Genomic DNA, 17,520 nt, shown 5'->3' on the forward strand with positions numbered 1-17,520 from the left:
TTGGGGAGGGGGCGTTGAACGACAGAGCAATCGTCAACGGCCTGTCCGTCGATGTCGAAGACTGGTTCCAGGTCGGCGCGTTCGAAACCACTATCGCGCGCGAAGACTGGGACGGGCTGGAATTGCGGGTCGGCGACAATTTGGCGCGGATACTGGACCTGTTCGACGCCGCCGGAGTGAAGGCAACCTTCTTCACGCTGGGCTGGGTGGCGGAGCGCAACAGGGCGGCCATGCAGGCCATCGTCGAGCGCGGTCATGAGCTGGCAAGCCACGGTTACGATCACACAAGGGTCTTTACCTTCACGCGCGAGGAGTTTGCGGCCGACTTAGCCAAGGCTCGAACCATTCTCGAGGATGCGGGTGGGCAGGCAGTCATGGGCTATCGAGCGCCAAGCTTTTCGATCGATGCCCGCAATCCTTGGGCGCATGAAGTGCTGGCCGAGCAGGGTTACGCCTACTCGTCCTCCGTCGCGCCGGTTGTTCACGACCACTACGGCTGGCGGCAGGCGCCGCGTTTCGCCTTCGATCCCGTGCCCGGCAGCGACCTTGTCGAGATTCCCGTCACGACGGCGCTGTTTCGCGGCAAACGCCTCGCGGCCGGTGGTGGCGGGTTTTTCAGGGTCCTTCCCTATGGTTTCAGCCGTTGGGCGATCCGGCAGGTCAATGCCGAGGGGCGCCCGGCGGTTTTCTACTTCCATCCATGGGAAGTCGATCCCGACCAGCCGCGTGTTCCGGGCGCTCCTATGCGTTCGCGCCTTAGACACTATACGAATCTCTCGAAAATGGCCGGCAAGCTGTCGGAGCTGCTGGGCGATTTCGCTTGGGGTCGCATGGACCAGCTTGCCGCGCGAGAGAAGCCGCACAGCCTCAAGTGGGCAGCATGAATGCGCCGCTGACCCACGCCGCCGTCGTTCGGCAGGCCGATCTGCGCGACACTTGCGAAGTCGCGCGTATCGAGGCTTTCGTGGCGGAGTACCGGGGCGTCGTCTTTCAACGCCCGCTCTGGTTGCACGCTATCGAACGCGGCACGGGAAATTCGGCTATCGGCCTGCTGCTGGAACGCGCCGGCATTATCGAAGGATGGCTGCCGCTGACCGAGATGCACTCGCCGCTGTTCGGCCGGGCACTGGTGTCGAGCGGCTTCGGCGTCGGAGGCGGGACGCTCGTCTCGCGCCAAAGCGATGCGGTCACGCTATGTCGTGCAGCAGAGGAGATCGCCCAGCGCCGCTCCGCCAGTACGGTCGAATTGCGGGGCGGTAGCGCACCAAGCGATTGGCACGTCATCGAAGGCAAGCATGCCAATTTCGCCGCCGATCTTGCCGCGGACGAAGAGGCACAATTGCTGGCGATCCCTCGCAAGGCGCGGGCCGAAGTGCGCAAGGGATTGCAGGGTGAACTCGACGCGAATGTGGGTAGCGATGCGGCCGAGCGTGCCGCCCACTATACCGTTTTTGCGGAAAGCGTGCGCAATCTGGGTACCCCCGTGTTCCCGCGCAGCCTTTTCGATGCCGTACTGGACCTGTTCGATAGCGATGCAGAGATCCTGACGGTGCGCCATCAAGGCACGCCGGTGGCCAGCGTCCTCTCGCTTTGTCATCGCGGGACGGTCATGCCGTTCTGGGGCGGGGGAACCTGGGCGGCGCGCGGCCTGCGTGCAAATGAACGGATGTACTATGAACTGATGTGCCATGCTCTTTGCAAGGGCTGTACGCGCTTCGATTTCGGCCGTTCGAAGACCGGTAGCGGGCCATTTGCCTTCAAGAAGAACTGGGGGTTCGAGCCGGAACCCTTGACCTATTTCAGCTGGACGGCGCCAGGTGTCGCGGCGCGCAATATCGACCCGACCGACGAGAGCTATTCCACCAAGATTGGGCTGTGGAAGCGCCTGCCGCTGCCGCTCGCCAATCGGATCGGCCCGTGGATCGCACGCGGTCTCGGTTGACCATGGGTGAAGTGCTGTTCCTTGCGCACCGGGTTCCATTTCCGCCGGATCGCGGCGACAAGATCCGTTCGCACCACTTGCTCAAGGCGCTGGCAAAGCTGGGTCCCGTACATGTCGGCACTTTCGGTGAGACGAAGCAGGATATGGCGCAGAGGCCGGAGTTGGTAACCATCGCCAAAACCCACGCGCTGATCGAGCGGGCCAAGCCTCTTCCGCTTGCGGGTGCCGAAGCGCTGGTGAAGGGCAGGCCCGTAAGTCTGACAGCGTTCGATCACGAGGCGATGCGCCGATATGTCGCCAAGACCCTGGGCAATCACCGGATCGAAACGATCTTCGTATTCTCGGGGCAGATGGGTCAATACATTCCGGACCGCTTCGCCGGTCGCGTGGTGATCGACCTGTGCGACGTCGATAGTGCCAAATTCGAAGCCTATGCCGATGCCGGTCAGCGCAGATGGCTCAACAGGCGCGAGGGTGCCTTGCTCGCCCTGGAAGAAGAGAGGCTGGCCCGGCGCGCCGACAGGCTCTTGCTCATAAGCGAAAACGAAGTCGACCTTTTCCGGTCGCGTCTTTCCGCTTCCACCAAGGCGGACCTGTATGCTCTTGGCAATGGTATCGATGCGCAGTTCTTCGATCCGGTCCAAGTCGGCTTGCAAGCGGATCTGGAGGAAGGCGAGGATCCGCAACTCGTCTTTACCGGGCAGATGGACTACCCCCCCAATATCGCCGCGGTCGGGTGGATGATCGAGAACGTGATGCCCACGCTGCGCAAAACGTATCCCCGTGCACGGTTTCATGTTGTTGGCCGTGCGCCGGTCCAGTCCATCAGAGATCATCACGGCGAAAATGGCGTGCGCGTCTGGGGAGAGGTGCCCGATGTGCGGCCTTTTCTGAAATCGGCGGATGTGGTCGTCGCCCCGCTATTGATCGCCCGTGGAGTACAGAACAAGGTTCTAGAGGCGATGGCCATGGCCAAGCCGGTCGTCGTCACGCCCGGTGCGGCGACCGGGATCGACGCTGTGGACGGTGTACATTTCGCCATCGCGGAGCCCGAACCCGCAGCGACGCTAGATCGCATCGAAGCGCTGCTGTCCGATGACGAAAAGCGGCTCGGTATGGGTAAGGCAGCGCGCCAATTCGTTGTCGAGCGCATGAATTGGGACCGTATTTACATCCGGCTTGCGCAATTGCTCGACGGGTCCGAGAGTGGCCGCGATGCAGCCTGAAGGTATCGTGATGGATCGCCCTGCGACGGGCTGGGGACGCGCGCTGATCATTCTGGCAACGGCGTGGTTCGCGCTGTTCTGGATGACCTTGCCCGAGTGGTCCGAAATGGCCCATCAATGGTGGAATATCGATACCTACAGTCATATCCTGCTGATCCCGCCGATCGTCGCCTGGCTGGTTTGGATCAAGCGGGACGAGTTGGTTAAGGTCGAGCCTGGTGGCTGGGGGCCGGGCTTGATCTGGATGGGGCTCGGCTTGGCAGTTTGGTACGGCGGTCGGATCGCAGACGTCAATCTTGTGGCTCAGGCAGGTACGATTGCCCTGTTCCAAGGCAGCGTCCTGGCGATCCTGGGCCTGCGCGTAAGCCTCATCCTGGCGTTTCCCTTGGCCTATGTGATTTTCCTCGTCCCCTTCGGCGACGAAGTCATCCCGCAGTTACAGTACGTCACGGCAGAGATGGCCACGGCGTTTACCCGTTGGAGCGGGATCGAGACGGTCGCCGACGGTATTCATATCGACACGCCCGCCGGTCTTTTTATCGTCGCCGAAGAATGTTCCGGCGTGAAGTTCCTGATAGCCATGGTCGCTTTGGGAGTGCTTGTAGCGCATAGCTGTTTTGCCAGCTGGAACCGCCGCTTCTGGTTTATGCTTGCCTGTGTGGTGGTGCCGATTCTGGCCAATGGCATCCGGGCCTGGGCGACAATCTTCATTGCCCAATATGTCGGTGCAGAGGCCGCCGGCAGCTTCGATCACATCGTATATGGCTGGGTATTCTTCGGTATCGTCATCGCATTGGTGCTTGGCGTTGCATGGCGCTGGTTCGAGCGTGAACCGGAAGAAGCCGGATGGACCGCTAGCGAAATCGTCGCCATGTCGTGGCTTCGACGGGTCGAAAACAAGCATGTTCACCCGGGGCTTGTCCTCAGCGTCGTTCTTGCCGTCGCATTGCTCTTTGCCGTTCCTGTACGGCTCGGCTAGGCCAGCTCTCATATGTGCGGGATCGCCGGGATTTTCCATTACGAGACGGTGAAGCCGGTCGATCCCAAACGGGTTGAGCGGATGACCGATGCTCTGGCCCATCGCGGCCCCGATGGCAGCGGCGTCTGGACCGCGCCGGGCGTGGGGCTGGGCCATCGGCGGCTGTCGATCATCGATCTGGAAGGATCGCCCCAGCCGATGCATTCGGCGGATGGCCAAGCCGTGATCGCGTTCAACGGCGAGATCTACAATTATCGCGAATTACGCCGCGAACTGGAACGGGGCGGGGCGCATTTCCGCACCGATGGCGATACCGAAACCATTCTTGCCGCGTGGCAGAAATGGGGGGTGGACTGTCTTTCCCGGCTCGATGGGATGTTCGCCTTCGCGCTCTACGATATCGATCGGCGCCAGCTGTTTCTGGCGCGCGACCGGTTTGGGGTGAAACCGCTCTATCTCGCGCAGCTGGAGGGCGGGGCGCTGGCTTTTGCCAGCGAGATGAAGGGATTGCTGGCCAATCCGTTGATGCGCCGCGTGATCGACCCGCTGGCTATCGAGGATTACATGACCTGGGGTTATGTCCCCGATCATCGCGCGATCCTGAAGGGCGTCGAAAAACTCCCTGCCGGCCATTTCCTGCTGCTGGAACACGGTCGCGAACCGGGTCCGCCGCGGCAATGGTGGGATATCGATTTCTCCCGCCGCGACAGGGGGCGCAGCGAGGACCTGTCCGCACAGCTCCTGCATCTGATGCGCGAAGGCGTGACCAGCCGGATGGTGGCGGACGTCCCGCTTGGGGCCTTCCTTTCCGGCGGGGTCGACAGTTCCTCCGTCGTGGCATTGATGAGCGAAGGCAGCGCCACACCGGTCACCAGTTGTTCGATCGGTTTCGATGTCGAGAGTGTCGATGAAACCGCCCATGCGCGCAAAGTGGCCGAGCTTTTTGCAACGGACCATCACGAGGAAATCGTTTCGTCAGATCAGTTCGGCGAAATCGATCGGATTGCGGGGATCTTCGACGAACCCTTTGCCGATGCCAGCGCTTTGCCAACCCTGCGCGTTTGCGAACTGGCGCGCAGGCATGTCACGGTTGCGCTTTCGGGCGATGGCGCGGATGAAGCTTTTGCAGGCTATCGCCGCCAACTGTTCCATGCGCGAGAAGAACTCGCCCGATCAGTATTGCCGCGCAGTCTTCGCGAGTCGGCATTCGGAACGCTTGGGCGGATCTGGCCAAAGGCCGACTGGGCGCCTCGCCCGCTGCGCGCCAAGACGACGCTACTATCGTTGGCGACTAGCGGGGAGGCCGGATATGCGCGGGCGCTCGCCATACTTGCGCCGGAACAGAGGGAGCGGCTGTACGGTACCGCCCTTGTGGGCGCGCGCGGAGAGTACAGGGCAGAGCAGCCTTTCGAAAAATTGATGCGCGATGCGCCGGCACGCAGCGGGCTCGACCGGGCGCAATATGCCGATCTCAAATTCTGGTTACCCGGCGACATTCTCACCAAGACGGACCGGACCAGCATGGCGGTGGGGCTGGAAGCGCGCGAGCCGCTGCTCGATCATCGCCTGATCGAATTCGCGGCACGCCTGCCACATCGCCAGCGTTACCGCGGCACGACCGGCAAATGGTTGATGAAGCACACGATGGAGCGCTACCTGCCCGAAGACATCCTCTATCGCCAGAAGCAGGGCTTCGTGACCCCGCTGGCCGAATGGTTCCGCGGGCCGCTGGCGGGCCAAGCGAGGGCGGTCGCGTCGAGCGAACTTCTCACCGGGAGCGGATGGTTCGCCCGCAAGGCGCTTTCACGCCTCGCGGACGACCATATTTCCGGACGCTCGGACAATGGCCGCGTCCTGTGGCAGCTGTTGATGCTGGAGCGATCGCTCCGCCAGCTGAGGCCTAGCGCCTAGCGCGCGTCGACCAGCACGATCTCGGCGTCCTCGAGCGCTTCGACCACGATTTCACTTTCGCCGGTCACGGCGATGCCGTCGCGCGGCTGCGCTTCGACGCCGTTGACTTTGACGCGGCCCTTGGGGGCGACCAGATATTGATGGCGCTTGCCCGACGTGGCCCAAGTCGCCGTTTGCCCGGCAGCCAGCGTCGTTGCAGCAACCTTGGCATCGGTACGGATCGGCAGCGCGTCATCGGCTTCCGGCGTACCGCTGGCGAGCACTTCGAAGCCGCCTTCGCGGGTGGCCTTGGGAAATTCGCGCTGGCCCCAGCCCGGTTCGTCGCCTGCCCGATCGGGGATTATCCAGATCTGGAAGAGCGTAGTGTCCTCGTTTTCGAGATTGTATTCGGCATGGGTGATGCCCGTGCCCGCGCTCATCACCTGAACGTCGCCCGCGGCGGTGCGGCCTTCATTGCCCAGGCTGTCGCGATGGCTGATCGCACCTTTACGGACGAAGGTGACGATTTCCATGTCGCGGTGCGGGTGCGGCGGGAAGCCGGTCTGCCCCTGGATCGTATCGTCGTTCCAGACGCGAATATTGCCCCAGCCCATGCGGTCGGGATCGTGGTAATTGGCAAAGCTGAAGTGATGTCGCGCATCGAGCCAGCCGTGGTCTGCATGCCCGAGCGAGGCGAAGGGGCGGATATCGATCATAATTAGTTCTCACATCGGCGGGGTGTTGACGCCGGAACCCGATCGATGTGGGGACGGCCCCAAGGCCGTCAAGAAACACCGTTGTTACTACCCCTGACTAGGAGGCGACGCCGTGGCCGCGGGCCATATAGTCGGCGCTCTGCATTTCCTTCAGGCGGCTGACGGTGCGCTCGAACTCGAAAGCGCCATCGCCTGCAGTGTAGAGATTTTCCGGCTCTGCGGCCGCAGTCGCGAACAGCATCACATTGTTTTCGTAGAGCGCATCGACCAGCTTGATGAACCGGATCGCTTCATTGCGGTTGTCGGGCGACATGGCGGGAATGCCGACCACGATCACCGTGTGATAGGCATGCGCGATGGCGAGATAATCGGCCGCCCCGCGGTTTTCGCCGCACAGGCGTTTGAAGCTGAACACGCCGACGCCCTTGAGGCTCTTGGGCACATGCAAGGTGCGTCCGCCGCCCAGATCGAGGTCTGCGCTGGGCACGTTGGCGGCATCTTCCGGCTCGTAATCGGTCAGGCGGAAGAACGCTTCGCGGACCTGCGCCGTCGCGGCATCGCCCAGCGGAGAGTGCCAAGTTTCGATGTCGCCCAGGCGGTCGAGGCGGTAATCGGTCGGCCCGTTGAGTGAAAGCACGTCCAGTTCCGCTTCGACCAGATCGATGAAGGGCAGGAAGAGCGAGCGGTTGAGCCCGTCCTTGTAGAGATCGCGAGGGGGGCGGTTGCTTGTGGTGACGACCGTGACACCCTGGTCGCGGATGAGCGCAGTGAACAGGCGTGCCATGATCGCGGCATCGGCGGTATTGGTCACGACCATTTCATCGAAGGCGAGACAGCGCACGTTTTCGGCAATGTCGCGTGCCACCTTGCCTGTGGGGTCGCCGGGATCGCGCTCACGGCGCTGGCGCATCTGGCGATCTACCTCGAGCATGAATTCGTGGAAGTGCGTGCGGCGTTTCTCCGCGATGCCGAGCGTTTCGATGAACAGGTCCATCAGCATGGATTTCCCGCGCCCTACGCCGCCCCACATGTATACGCCCTGCGGGCTCGCTATCTTCGCGCGGAAGAACTGCGAAAGCAGACCGCCCGAAGTTTCCGCTTCAAGATCCTTTTGCAGCCGATCGAGCCGCTCGGCAGCGCGGCGCTGGTCCGGATCGGCACGCAACTCACCCGCGGCGATGAGCCGCTCGTAACGGGCGAGCATCCCGGTCATGACGCGATGCGGTGCTTCATCTTCTTCACGATGCCCGAAAAGCTGGCGACTGTGTGAGCTTCCTGTTCGACCGTGCCGCGCACGAAGACCATGCTACCGGTTTCGCGCACGATCTCGCACACGGCGTCGAGCGGGCGGTCGGGCTGGCCGCCACCGACGAACTGGGTCGATAGCTCGACGGTCACGGACGGGCCGGCATTGCCCGAACCGATGGTGTGCATCGTCGTGAACAGGCTGATATCGATCAGCGACAGAGTCACCGCGCCATGGATGATGCCCTGAAGGTTCTCGTGCCGTCGTTCGGGAAACATGCGCAGGCGCGCTTTCCCGTCGTCGTCGATCCGGGTGATGAGCTTTCCCATCACCGCGCCGTTGAACAGCGTCTCGTCCTTGAGGTTCCAGTGGCGCCAGCCCGGGTTCTCCGGATCGGGGCCGTGTTCGAATATCTCGTCGCGCGGCGCCAAGGGATCAGATCGCGCGTTCGGCGATCATCTTCTTGGTTTCGGCGATCGCCTTGGCCGGGCTCAGGCCCTTGGGGCAGACATTCGCGCAATTCATGATCGTGTGGCAGCGATAGAGCCGGAAAGGGTCTTCCAGCTGGTCGAGCCGTTCGCCGGTCATCTCGTCACGGCTGTCGGCTAGCCAGCGATAGGCCTGCAGCAGGATTGCCGGACCGAGGAACTTGTCGCTGTTCCACCAGTAGCTGGGGCATGCGGTCGAGCAGCAGGCGCACAGAATGCATTCGTACAATCCGTCCAGCTTTTCGCGCTGTTCGGGCGACTGCAGGCGCTCCTTGCCGCTAGGTGTGGTCGAGACTGTCTGCAGCCACGGGCGGATGCTGGCGTATTGCGCGTAAAAGTGGGTGAAGTCCGGAACGAGGTCCTTGATCACGTCCATGCTCGGCAACGGAGTGATGCGGATCTCACCCTTCAGGTCCTCGATCGCAGTGGTACAGGCGAGACCGTTCTGGCCGTTGAGGTTCATCGAGCACGATCCGCAAATGCCTTCGCGGCAGGAGCGACGGAACGTTAGCGTCGGATCGATCTCGTTCTTGATCTTGAACAGCGCGTCGAGAACCATCGGGCCACAATCGTCGAGATCGATTTCGAAAGTATCGTAGCGTGGATTTTCGCCGCTGTCGGGATCGTAGCGATAGATCTTGAATTTGCGAATGCGCGCGCCGCCCTCAGCCTGGTGGTTGCGGCTCTTGCCGGTGATCTTCGAATTCTTCGGAAGGGTGAAGGTCGCCATGTGCAGTATCGGTCCTGTTGCTTGACGAAACCCATTAGCGGTTGTGGCGCGCGGTGCAAGGGCACGAAAATGCGCAATCCGACCGGACGGCAAAGCTGAAGCGGGCTTGGCTCGAAACAGTGCCAACCCGTGAAATCGCCTGCAACCGAAGACATCCCATGGAACCGACGGTCCGGATCAGACATCTAGTAATGTAGATGGATTCTGAAAAAGCAGTTCGGCGAGCAGCGATATTCGGCGCCAGCGGAGGGATCGGCGGTGCGCTCGCGGCGATCCTTGCCGATCGCGGTGCCAAAGTCTTGGCGGGTAGCCGATCGGGCATAGCGCCGGATGAACGCTGCCGAGGGTTCCGGTTCGATCTTACCGACGAGAACTCGATCGCTGCGGCTGCTGCGGATATGGCCGATGAGCCACCGGACCTGACGGTAATCGCCAGCGGTGTCCTGACGCTTTCCGATGGCACTGGGCCTGAACGCTCGTTCAGGCAGATCGATGCACAGGCCATGGAAGAGGTTTTTCGCCTCAATACCGTCGGCCCTGCAATAGTGGCCAAACATATACTGCCGCTGCTCTCGCGAAGCGAGCGCAGCGTTTTTGCAATATTGTCCGCACGGGTTGGTTCGATCACGGATAATGGTCTTGGCGGCTGGCACAGCTACCGTAGCAGCAAGGCGGCGCTCAATATGCTGATCAGGAACTTCGCCATCGAATTGAGCCGAACGCACAAGAGCGCCATCGTGGTCGGACTTCATCCTGGAACCGTTGACACAGTCTTGTCCACGCCGTTCCAATCGAACCTTCCCGAGGGGCAACTTGTCAGCCCGGCGATTGCCGCCACCAATCTGTTGGCGGTGATCGACGAACTCGAACCTTCCGACAGCGGCAAGATCTTCGACTGGAAGGGCGAGCAAATCCCGGCCTAGATCAGCAGCCCGTGCCGGGTGAGCGATTCCGCCAGGATCGTCTCGATCAACTGCTCCTGGGTCCATCCCGCCAGCTGGGCGGTGCGTCCGAACACTTTTTGCGACCAGAGATTGCAGTTGAGATTGAGCTCCAGGAAGGTCACTTCGCCGGTTTCTTCGTTCACTCGGAACTCGAACCGGCCATAGTCGAAGGGGCGATACTCGTCCCAGACACGTCGTGTCAGATCCGCAATACGTCCTGCCATCTCGGTATTTTCGAATGGGTCGAGCGAGTATTTCTGGCTACGATCCACGAGGTCGCGCTTTTCGTAGTAAGTGCGCAGGTGCGATGGATCCGCCTGGCGAAATATGAGCATCGGCATGATGACCGGCTGTCCCCCGATCGTGACGACGGGTACTTCGACATCGCTTCCATCGATGAAAGGTTCGACCAGGGCGTCGTGCCCAAGTGCGTGGACGGCCTCGATCGCTGCCAGAATGCTGGCGCGATCGGTGGCATCGTGAACCCCCCAACTTGCGGAGGAATTGTTGGGCTTGACCACGAACCTTGTCCCCGTAGGACATAGTTCCATGTCGATAGGAGCGCCCCTGCGGTAGATTGCCCAAGGCGCAGTCGGCACGTCGGCATCGCGAGCGGCGCGCTTCGCGAGGTGCTTGTCGTCCGACAGACCGCGCAGAATTGGGCTTGCACCGAGGTATGGGAGACCAGCTCTTTCGCAAAGCAGCGGGCACAACATCTCCGAATTGAAGAAGCCCGCACGATTGAGCAGGGGAAAAACGAAGTCGCATTCCGGGTTGTCGAACAGGACTTCGAACCGGTCGGCAATCGTCAGATTGAGGTCCAGACCTTCGAGTACCTGCCGCATTTCGCGATGGTACTTGGCATGATTGCCATCTTCCGGGGATCCGGTACCGTCCCAAAGCGCGTTTTTCGCAATAAAAAGGATACGTAGGCGCCTCTTGGATTCGGTACTGATCTTCAAGGGCGAAGGGAAGCGATTCATCGTGTTTGCGGGCCTGTCTGTTAATCTGCCGTTGTGCGCTGCAGCATAGTAGGTATAGTTTCAATCCATAAGATTCATCCGGAAGGACATATGGTCGCTGGCTTAAACCGCCTCGCCGCACAATTTACCGAATCATCCGAGGTGCTGGAGGCAATAGCATTGCTGTCGTCGGGCGGCGACGAGCGTATCGAGTTGTCTGGGGAGACACGGCTGAACCGGTATATGGCTGCACCATATCCACGCGATGTCATGGCCTTTGCATCCTCGACCGCGAATGACATCTCGGCGGATGCGTTCACCCATGTTCTCGGCATTATGCAATCGCAACCACTGGCCGTGGCAGATCGGTTCGAAGAGTTTCGTGCGCGGCTGCGGGCTGCCTATTCGCTTGGCGACGATATAGATGTGGTCTTCGCCCCGTCGGGCACGGATCTCGAATATGTCCCGCTGGTCTGCTCCATGAAGCGGCGCGAGGGAGGGCTGCACAATATCCTGCTTGGCGCCGACGAAGTCGGCCGTGGCTGCATTCATTCTGCCAAAGGGCGCTTCTTCGCCGAATGCACGGCACTGGGTGTTACGACAGAACCCGGGCAGGAGATTGAAGGCTTTCCGTCGATCAGCTTGGCCGACATTCCGGTTCGTGCGGCGGATGGCGATGCGCTCGCCAGCGACAGGATCGCCGAACTGGCAGCAACCGAGTTTGCAGTGGCGCAAGCCAGTGATCGCCACCCGGTGCTGCATATTGTCCATGGGTCCAAAACCGGCCTTATCCTACCTGAAATAGAAGATCTTGATAGGCTGCTGGAACAGCATGCCGGGCAGGTTACGCTTGTGGTAGACGCCTGCCAGGCGCGGATCACGACCGAGGCGCTTCACGCCTATCTGGATCGCGAGGCGATCGTTCTGGTGACCGGCTCGAAATTCATGGGGGGGCCGACGTTTAGCGGTTTTGCGCTTGTGCCCGCTTCGCACCGGCAGCGTGCCCCGCGATTGCCGCAAGGACTCGCCGCAGTTTCGCGCCGACCCGAATGGCCGAAGGGCTGGCCGGGAGCCGAATGCCTGCCGGACGGTACGAACGAGGGACTTCTTCTGCGGCTTGAAGCATCGATTTTCGAACTCGAGCGCTTTCAAGAACTTCCGGTCGCTCAAATCGCCGAAGTGGTCGACACATTCCAACGCACTCTTCGCCGAGTTCTTGTCGAACCGCGCGGGTTTTCCTTGGTGCAGCCCTATCCGAAGGCCAGCTGCCATACCGGACAAGAGCATCCGGTGGAGATGCAAACGCTCGCCACGATCGACATCGGCGAGTTGTCTGACGCCACGACTTTCGATGGCTCCATCGACTTGCACGGCAGGCTGGCCATGGGTGGCATCAGGCTGGGGCAGCCGGTCAAATGCGTGCGGCATCCCGAAGGCGGATGGGGTGGTACCCTGCGGGTGGGGATTTCAATGCCGCAAGTGGTCCGGTGGTCCGCCATGGAGCCGTCGGATCGCATAGCCCAGATGAGTGCCGATTTTCGCCAGATCGCGAAGGCCATGGCGAAGGAGAGCGTCGCCGCCTAGGCTTCACGCCGGTAGCCTCCTGACCGGTCCAAGGGAGTAAGAAACTGCTTGCCGCCCGGCGGAAACTCGATAGCCTTGCCGCATTGCGCAATTGGAGGAACTTGCGCCGTGGGTTTGAAGACCTGGTACGATAGCCATGTAATGCCGCGATTGGTAACGGCGGCCTGCGGACAGAGGGGTATCGAAAAACGGCGCCGGGAAGTGATTCCGCTTGCGCAGGGTCGGGTCTTCGAGATCGGTTGCGGTGGAGGACTCAACCAGGCGCTCTACGACACTGGCTCGATCACCTCGTTTTCCGGCATCGATCCACATGTGAAGCTTCTCGACGGTGCGCGTGCACGGGCGCGGGCCCGGGGCTGGCAGGCCGATATCCGGCAAGGCGTAGCGGAGGATATTCCTTTCCCCGCTGGGTCTTTCGATACGGTCGTCTGTACCTATACGCTGTGCTCGGTCGAAGATCCGGCCAAGGTTCTATCCGAAGTAAGACGCATTCTGGCCCCGCGTGGGAGGCTTCTCTTCCTCGAACATGGACGCGCACCCGACGTTGGGGTGGCGCGCTGGCAGGAACGGATACAGCCGGTGTGGAAGCCACTGGCTGGCGGTTGCCACCTGACGCGTCCCATCGGCTCGACATTGAGAGGGGCGGGTTTTTCGGTCGAGCCGCTGGGCCAAGCGTACCTCGAAAAAACGCCCAGGGTGATGGGCTGGATGGAATGGGGCGTGGCGCGCAAAGCGTGAGGTCGGCGAGCGAGGCTCGCCGACCGTCCACCCTATTTTACTCGTCGCCGAAGGTCCGCTGCCACCAGCCGCGCTTCGGCGCCGCCGGCGCGTCGCGCGGCTCGGTACTTTCTTCCGCTGTCGTCGGAGAAGCAGTTTCAGCCTGCGCATCGTCCTCGGCGTCCTTCTTTGAAGTCGCCTTTTTCACAGGTGCTTTGCGCCGGGTACGTTTGGGCTTTTCTTCTTCGGTCGGCTTTTCCGGATCGCCTGCAGGAGTCTCTGAAGCAGCGTCGACGTCGGCTTTTTTCCGACGCGGTGCACGCTTTTTGGGCTTGGTGGCTTCATCTGCCGTCGCATCGACAGTCTCATCCGCAACGGCGTCCGTTTCCGCTTCGGCCTTTTTCTTGCGCGGGGTCCGCTTTTTGGGCTTTGCCTTCTCTTCCGCATCGGCGGCGGCTTCGGCCGTTTCAGGAGAATCGGTGGGCCCGGCTACCACCGCCATGTCCTCGACGACCGCTTCGGAAACCTCATCAAGTTCCTCGGCGTCTTCGGAAGTTACATCGTCCGATTTCCGGCCACGACCGCGCCCACCCCGGCGGCGGCCGCCGCGCCGCCGACGCTTTTTCGGCTTTTCGTCCGAGTCGGTGTCGTTGCCTTCACCGGTATCACCCTCGACCGTTTCTTCGTCCGCAACGCTTTCGTCACCGTCATCTTCAGGCTGGCGATTCTTGCTGCGTCCGCGACCTCCGCGACGACGGCGACGCTTTTTGCGAGGACGATCGTCGTCCGGATCGTCCCCTTCGTCGTCGTCCTCATCGTCGAGAACCTCGCTCTCGTCATCTTCTTCGATTATCGGATCGAAGCGCGGGGCGTCCTTCGGTTTGGGCCCGTGGCTCGTCACGCTCATCTTGGCGCCTTCTTCCTCGCCTTCGGGGACGACTTCGACGGTGACGCCGTAACGTTGCTCGATCTCCATAAGATCGGCGCGTTTCTCGTTGAGAAGGTAGATTGCCGCTTCCGTGCTGGCAGCGAGGCGGATGACCGAACCCTTGCCCTTGGCGGCCTCGTCCTCGATCAGGCGCAGCGCAGAAAGTCCGGCGCTGGACGCCGTGCGCACAAGGCCGGTGCCATCGCAGTGCGGACAGTCGCGTGTAGTCGCCTCGAGAACACCCGTGCGCAGGCGCTGGCGACTCATTTCCATCAGGCCGAAGCTTGAGATGCGGCCGACCTGGATGCGCGCGCGGTCGTTCTTAAGCGCTTCTTTCATCGCCTTCTCGACCTTGCGGGTGTTGGAATGATGCTCCTGGTCAATGAAGTCGATGACGACCAATCCGGCCATGTCGCGCAGACGCAGCTGGCGAGCTATCTCGCGCGCCGCTTCGAGATTGGTGTGCAGCGCCGTCTGCTCGATATTGTGTTCCTTGGTCGAGCGTCCGGAGTTGATATCGATCGAAACCAGCGCTTCGGTCGGGTTGATGACCAGATAGCCACCCGATTTCAACTGCACGACAGGGTCGTACATCGCTTTGAGCTGATCTTCCGCACCGTAGCGCTGGAACAGCGGAACGGGATCCGAATACTGCTTCACCCGGCGCGCGTGGCTGGGCATGAGCAGTTTCATGAATTCCTTGGCCGATTTGTAGCCGGTCTCGCCCTCGACGACCACTTCCTCGATATCGCGGTTATAGATGTCGCGGATGGCCCGCTTGATGAGGTCGCTGTCCGAATGGATCAGGGCGGGCGCGCTCGACGACAATGTGCGTTCGCGTATCTCGTCCCACAGGCGGGCGAGGTAATCGAAGTCGCGCTTGATCTCGGTCTTGGTGCGGCTGAGACCCGCGGTACGGACGATCAGGCCCATCGATTTCGGCAGGCTGAGATCGGAGACGACCTGTTTCAGGCGCTTGCGGTCCGAAGCGGAGGAAATCTTGCGCGATATTCCGCCGCCATGGCTGCTGTTCGGCATCAACACGGTGTAGCGGCCGGCGAGGCTGAGATAAGTGGTAAGGGCAGCGCCCTTATTGCCGCGCTCTTCCTTGACGACCTGGACCAGCAGCACCTGACGGCGCTGGATGACGTCCTGGATCTTGTAGCGCCGACGCAGCGCCATGCGCTTTGCGCGCGCGTCGTCGACTTCCTTGGCGCGGCTGCGACCGCTCCGCCCCTGGCGACGTCCGCGGCCACGGCGGCCACGGCCATGCCCCTTGGCCCGGTCGTCGCTGTCGTCTTCCAGTTCGTCGTCGTCAGAGTCATCATCGCCATTATCGAGGTGACCTTCCTCGATCGTGGCGACATCGTCCTTGTCTGACGTGTCGACTTCTTCCAGCCCGTCTTCCGCAAGGTCTTCGGCGAGCGCCTCGGCGCTTTCATCCTCGGCATCGTACTCGTCGCCGGGCATTTCGCCACGTTGCTCTTCCTCTTCACGCAGGCGCTGCTCTTCTTCCGCCGCTTCTGCTTCGGCGGCGAGCAAGGCTTCGCGATCTTCTTTGGGAATCTGGTAGTAGTCCGGGTGGATTTCGCTGAAAGCGAGGAAACCGTGGCGATTGCCGCCGAAATCGACAAAGGCCGCCTGCAGAGACGGTTCGACCCTGGTGACTTTTGCTAGATAGATATTACCTTTGATCTGCTTGTGATCGGCAGATTCGAAATCGAATTCCTCAATCCGATTGCCCTTGAGTACCGCCACCCGGGTTTCTTCCTGGTGGCGCGCATCGATAAGCATGCGCGTTGCCATTGATAAGTCTCCAGCCGCGTCGGGGCAGGAGTGATCCTGCAGCTGCGCGGCGTATCATGTTGGAAAATCCGCTGCCCGTGAGGGGCGACGCGGTGTTTGCGAGCCGGCCAACACTCGTAAATATGAGGGGCCGGGTATTCGTGACTGCGGGAAGAGCCCTGCGCTGCAATTGCGCTGTCCGGCCCGACCTGACGGCAAAGGCGATTGCCTGTGCTGCTGGTGTCGGGGAGAAACGGGCCATGTCCGGCATCAACCTGTATTGTCTTGAGCCGAAGCGGCAGGGCCGCTGTGGCCTGAAAAAGAAAGGCTTTTCCCGGTGACCCTCTTCGTCGCGCAGTGTCCGCGCCGATCGGAGGCACCCGGCAACCGATGGCATATCGCTAGCACCGTGGGTTACACACGGCAACCATATTGCGTCACTCGATAACAAAGCCGTAACCATGCGAGCCATGACGATACGGGCGCAAATCCTGCTGCTTATGCTGTTGCCTGTTGCGGCGCTGGGGGCATTGATCGCTGTTGCGCAGCGCATCCCTGTGCTCGAAATTGGCCGCACCTATGTGCTGCGCGTCGAATTGCCCCAAGCCGACGCTCCGGTGGCTTTGCCCGAAATAGCGGGACAGGAGGGCTTGCCGTTGGTGGTTATCGATGCGGGTCACGGGGGGCACGATCCGGGTGCCGTGGGGCAGGGCTATCGCGAGAAAACAATCGTGCTCGATCTTGCGCGTGCGCTGCGCGATGAACTGGAGAAAAGCGGCGATGTTCGGGTGGCGTTGACACGGGACGAAGATCGCTATCTCGTTCACGCCGAACGGGTCGATATCGCTCGCCGACTGGATGCCGATCTGTTTCTGTCGATCCATGCCGACAGCGCGGGCGACGCGGCGGAGGTTGCCGGGGCGAGTATCTACACTTTGTCGAACCAGGCATCCAGCGAAGCGGCGGCCCGTTTTGCCGATCGGGAAAACGCCACCGACCGCTTGAACGGCGTCGACGTCGGCGGGCAGAGCGATGTGGTGAGTGCGATTCTGGTGGAACTGTCGCAGAGAAGAACGCAGGAGCAGTCTGCTGAGTTCGCCGGGCTGATCCTTCGCGAAGGAGAGGGGGCGATACGTTTTCGCACTCAGGCGCGGAGGTCCGCAGCTCTGAAGGTCCTGCGCGCGCCCGATGTGCCATCGGTGTTGTTCGAGAGTGGTTACATAACAAACGAGAGTGACGCACAGCGCCTTACCTCACCGGAAGGTCGCGCCCGTTTTGCCGAGGTAATGGCTCGCGCCATCCGCATCTATTTTGCTCGCCAGCAAGAAAGCTGACCGCACAACGCTGTTCGTTCTGGCGAACTGCAGAATTGGCGTGCTAAAG

Annotated in this window: 15 protein-coding genes; 9 read left to right on the forward strand and 6 right to left on the reverse strand. The window is 61.5% G+C overall.

Annotation, left to right across the window (positions count from 1 at the left end; all coding sequences use genetic code 11):
* Window positions 1-14 precede the first annotated feature (14 nt).
* The 5 genes from K3174_RS01300 to K3174_RS01320 are packed head-to-tail and all read left to right on the forward strand — an operon-like array spanning window position 15 to window position 6,058.
* Complete coding sequence (locus tag K3174_RS01300) at window positions 15-884, forward strand: XrtA system polysaccharide deacetylase (protein WP_221555022.1); 870 nt, start codon at window positions 15-17, stop codon at window positions 882-884.
* The gene (locus K3174_RS01305) at window positions 881-1,942 is read left to right on the forward strand and encodes a FemAB family XrtA/PEP-CTERM system-associated protein (protein ID WP_221555396.1); all 1,062 of its coding nucleotides are present in this window, start codon (window positions 881-883) and stop codon (window positions 1,940-1,942) included. The genes K3174_RS01300 and K3174_RS01305 overlap by 4 nt, the downstream gene beginning before the upstream one ends.
* The gene (locus K3174_RS01310) at window positions 1,918-3,168 is read left to right on the forward strand and encodes a TIGR03087 family PEP-CTERM/XrtA system glycosyltransferase (RefSeq protein ID WP_345719558.1); all 1,251 of its coding nucleotides are present in this window, start codon (window positions 1,918-1,920) and stop codon (window positions 3,166-3,168) included. Before K3174_RS01305 ends, K3174_RS01310 begins: the two co-directional genes overlap by 25 nt.
* Complete coding sequence (xrtA, locus tag K3174_RS01315; RefSeq protein WP_221555023.1) at window positions 3,158-4,147, forward strand: exosortase A; 990 nt, start codon at window positions 3,158-3,160, stop codon at window positions 4,145-4,147. The genes K3174_RS01310 and xrtA overlap by 11 nt, the downstream gene beginning before the upstream one ends.
* Window positions 4,148-4,159: 12 nt before the next feature.
* The gene (locus K3174_RS01320; RefSeq protein ID WP_221555024.1) at window positions 4,160-6,058 is read left to right on the forward strand and encodes an XrtA/PEP-CTERM system amidotransferase; all 1,899 of its coding nucleotides are present in this window, start codon (window positions 4,160-4,162) and stop codon (window positions 6,056-6,058) included.
* On the opposite strand, the gene K3174_RS01325 is transcribed toward K3174_RS01320, so the two are convergent.
* The 4 genes from K3174_RS01325 to K3174_RS01340 form a co-directional block, all read right to left on the reverse strand.
* Window positions 6,055-6,753 carry a pirin family protein gene (locus tag K3174_RS01325; protein WP_221555025.1) on the reverse strand — a complete coding sequence of 233 codons (699 nt, stop codon included), beginning with the start codon at window positions 6,751-6,753 and terminating at the stop codon, window positions 6,055-6,057. The genes K3174_RS01320 and K3174_RS01325 overlap by 4 nt on opposite strands.
* 97 nt (window positions 6,754-6,850) lie before the next feature.
* Window positions 6,851-7,966 (reverse strand): cell division protein ZapE, encoded by a 1,116-nt coding sequence (gene zapE / locus K3174_RS01330; RefSeq protein ID WP_221555026.1) that lies wholly within the window; start codon window positions 7,964-7,966, stop codon window positions 6,851-6,853.
* Entirely contained in the window at window positions 7,963-8,430 is a 468-nt protein-coding gene (locus K3174_RS01335; protein WP_221555027.1) for a PaaI family thioesterase, read from the reverse strand. The genes zapE and K3174_RS01335 overlap by 4 nt, the downstream gene beginning before the upstream one ends.
* Window positions 8,431-8,434: 4 nt before the next feature.
* Window positions 8,435-9,217 (reverse strand): succinate dehydrogenase iron-sulfur subunit, encoded by a 783-nt coding sequence (locus K3174_RS01340; RefSeq protein ID WP_247711804.1) that lies wholly within the window; start codon window positions 9,215-9,217, stop codon window positions 8,435-8,437.
* A gap of 197 nt (window positions 9,218-9,414) precedes the next feature.
* Between K3174_RS01340 and K3174_RS01345 the strand changes: the two genes are divergently transcribed.
* Window positions 9,415-10,140, forward strand: a complete 726-nt coding sequence (locus K3174_RS01345) for an SDR family NAD(P)-dependent oxidoreductase (RefSeq protein ID WP_221555028.1) — start codon at window positions 9,415-9,417, stop codon at window positions 10,138-10,140.
* On the opposite strand, the gene K3174_RS01350 is transcribed toward K3174_RS01345, so the two are convergent.
* Complete coding sequence (locus tag K3174_RS01350; protein WP_345719559.1) at window positions 10,137-11,006, reverse strand: D-alanine--D-alanine ligase family protein; 870 nt, start codon at window positions 11,004-11,006, stop codon at window positions 10,137-10,139. The genes K3174_RS01345 and K3174_RS01350 overlap by 4 nt on opposite strands.
* Window positions 11,007-11,234: 228 nt before the next feature.
* Between K3174_RS01350 and K3174_RS01355 the strand changes: the two genes are divergently transcribed.
* Both K3174_RS01355 and K3174_RS01360 read left to right on the forward strand, forming a co-directional pair.
* On the forward strand, window positions 11,235-12,707 hold the full coding sequence (locus K3174_RS01355) for a hypothetical protein (protein ID WP_221555030.1): 1,473 nt from the start codon (window positions 11,235-11,237) through the stop codon (window positions 12,705-12,707).
* A 108-nt stretch (window positions 12,708-12,815) separates the two neighbouring features.
* A complete protein-coding gene (locus tag K3174_RS01360) occupies window positions 12,816-13,445 on the forward strand; it encodes a class I SAM-dependent methyltransferase (RefSeq protein ID WP_345719560.1) in 630 nt (209 codons plus the stop codon).
* A gap of 37 nt (window positions 13,446-13,482) precedes the next feature.
* Here K3174_RS01360 and K3174_RS01365 read toward each other — a convergent pair whose 3' ends face one another.
* Window positions 13,483-16,158, reverse strand: coding sequence for an Rne/Rng family ribonuclease (locus tag K3174_RS01365; protein ID WP_221555031.1), 2,676 nt, complete (start codon window positions 16,156-16,158; stop codon window positions 13,483-13,485).
* A gap of 449 nt (window positions 16,159-16,607) precedes the next feature.
* On the opposite strand from K3174_RS01365, the gene K3174_RS01370 reads away from it, so the two are divergent.
* Window positions 16,608-17,471, forward strand: a complete 864-nt coding sequence (locus K3174_RS01370) for an N-acetylmuramoyl-L-alanine amidase family protein (protein WP_221555032.1) — start codon at window positions 16,608-16,610, stop codon at window positions 17,469-17,471.
* Window positions 17,472-17,520 lie beyond the last annotated feature (49 nt).

This window comes from Qipengyuania qiaonensis (assembly GCF_019711515.1).
GTDB classification, from domain to species: domain Bacteria; phylum Pseudomonadota; class Alphaproteobacteria; order Sphingomonadales; family Sphingomonadaceae; genus Qipengyuania; species Qipengyuania qiaonensis.

Bases quoted from the DNA above. Each gene is read 5' to 3' on its own strand.
- K3174_RS01370 (WP_221555032.1), top strand. From the start codon at position 16,608: ATGACGATACGGGCGCAAATCCTGCTGCTTATGCTGTTGCCTGTTGCG.
- K3174_RS01350 (WP_345719559.1), bottom strand. From the start codon at position 11,006: ATGCGGCAGGTACTCGAAGGTCTGGACCTCAATCTGACGATTGCCGAC.
- K3174_RS01340 (WP_247711804.1), bottom strand. From the start codon at position 9,217: ATGGCGACCTTCACCCTTCCGAAGAATTCGAAGATCACCGGCAAGAGC.
- K3174_RS01355 (WP_221555030.1), top strand. From the start codon at position 11,235: ATGGTCGCTGGCTTAAACCGCCTCGCCGCACAATTTACCGAATCATCC.
- K3174_RS01325 (WP_221555025.1), bottom strand. From the start codon at position 6,753: ATGATCGATATCCGCCCCTTCGCCTCGCTCGGGCATGCAGACCACGGC.
- K3174_RS01320 (WP_221555024.1), top strand. From the start codon at position 4,160: ATGTGCGGGATCGCCGGGATTTTCCATTACGAGACGGTGAAGCCGGTC.
- K3174_RS01345 (WP_221555028.1), top strand. From the start codon at position 9,415: ATGGATTCTGAAAAAGCAGTTCGGCGAGCAGCGATATTCGGCGCCAGC.
- K3174_RS01305 (WP_221555396.1), top strand. From the start codon at position 881: ATGAATGCGCCGCTGACCCACGCCGCCGTCGTTCGGCAGGCCGATCTG.
- xrtA (WP_221555023.1), top strand. From the start codon at position 3,158: ATGCAGCCTGAAGGTATCGTGATGGATCGCCCTGCGACGGGCTGGGGA.
- K3174_RS01365 (WP_221555031.1), bottom strand. From the start codon at position 16,158: ATGGCAACGCGCATGCTTATCGATGCGCGCCACCAGGAAGAAACCCGG.
- zapE (WP_221555026.1), bottom strand. From the start codon at position 7,966: ATGACCGGGATGCTCGCCCGTTACGAGCGGCTCATCGCCGCGGGTGAG.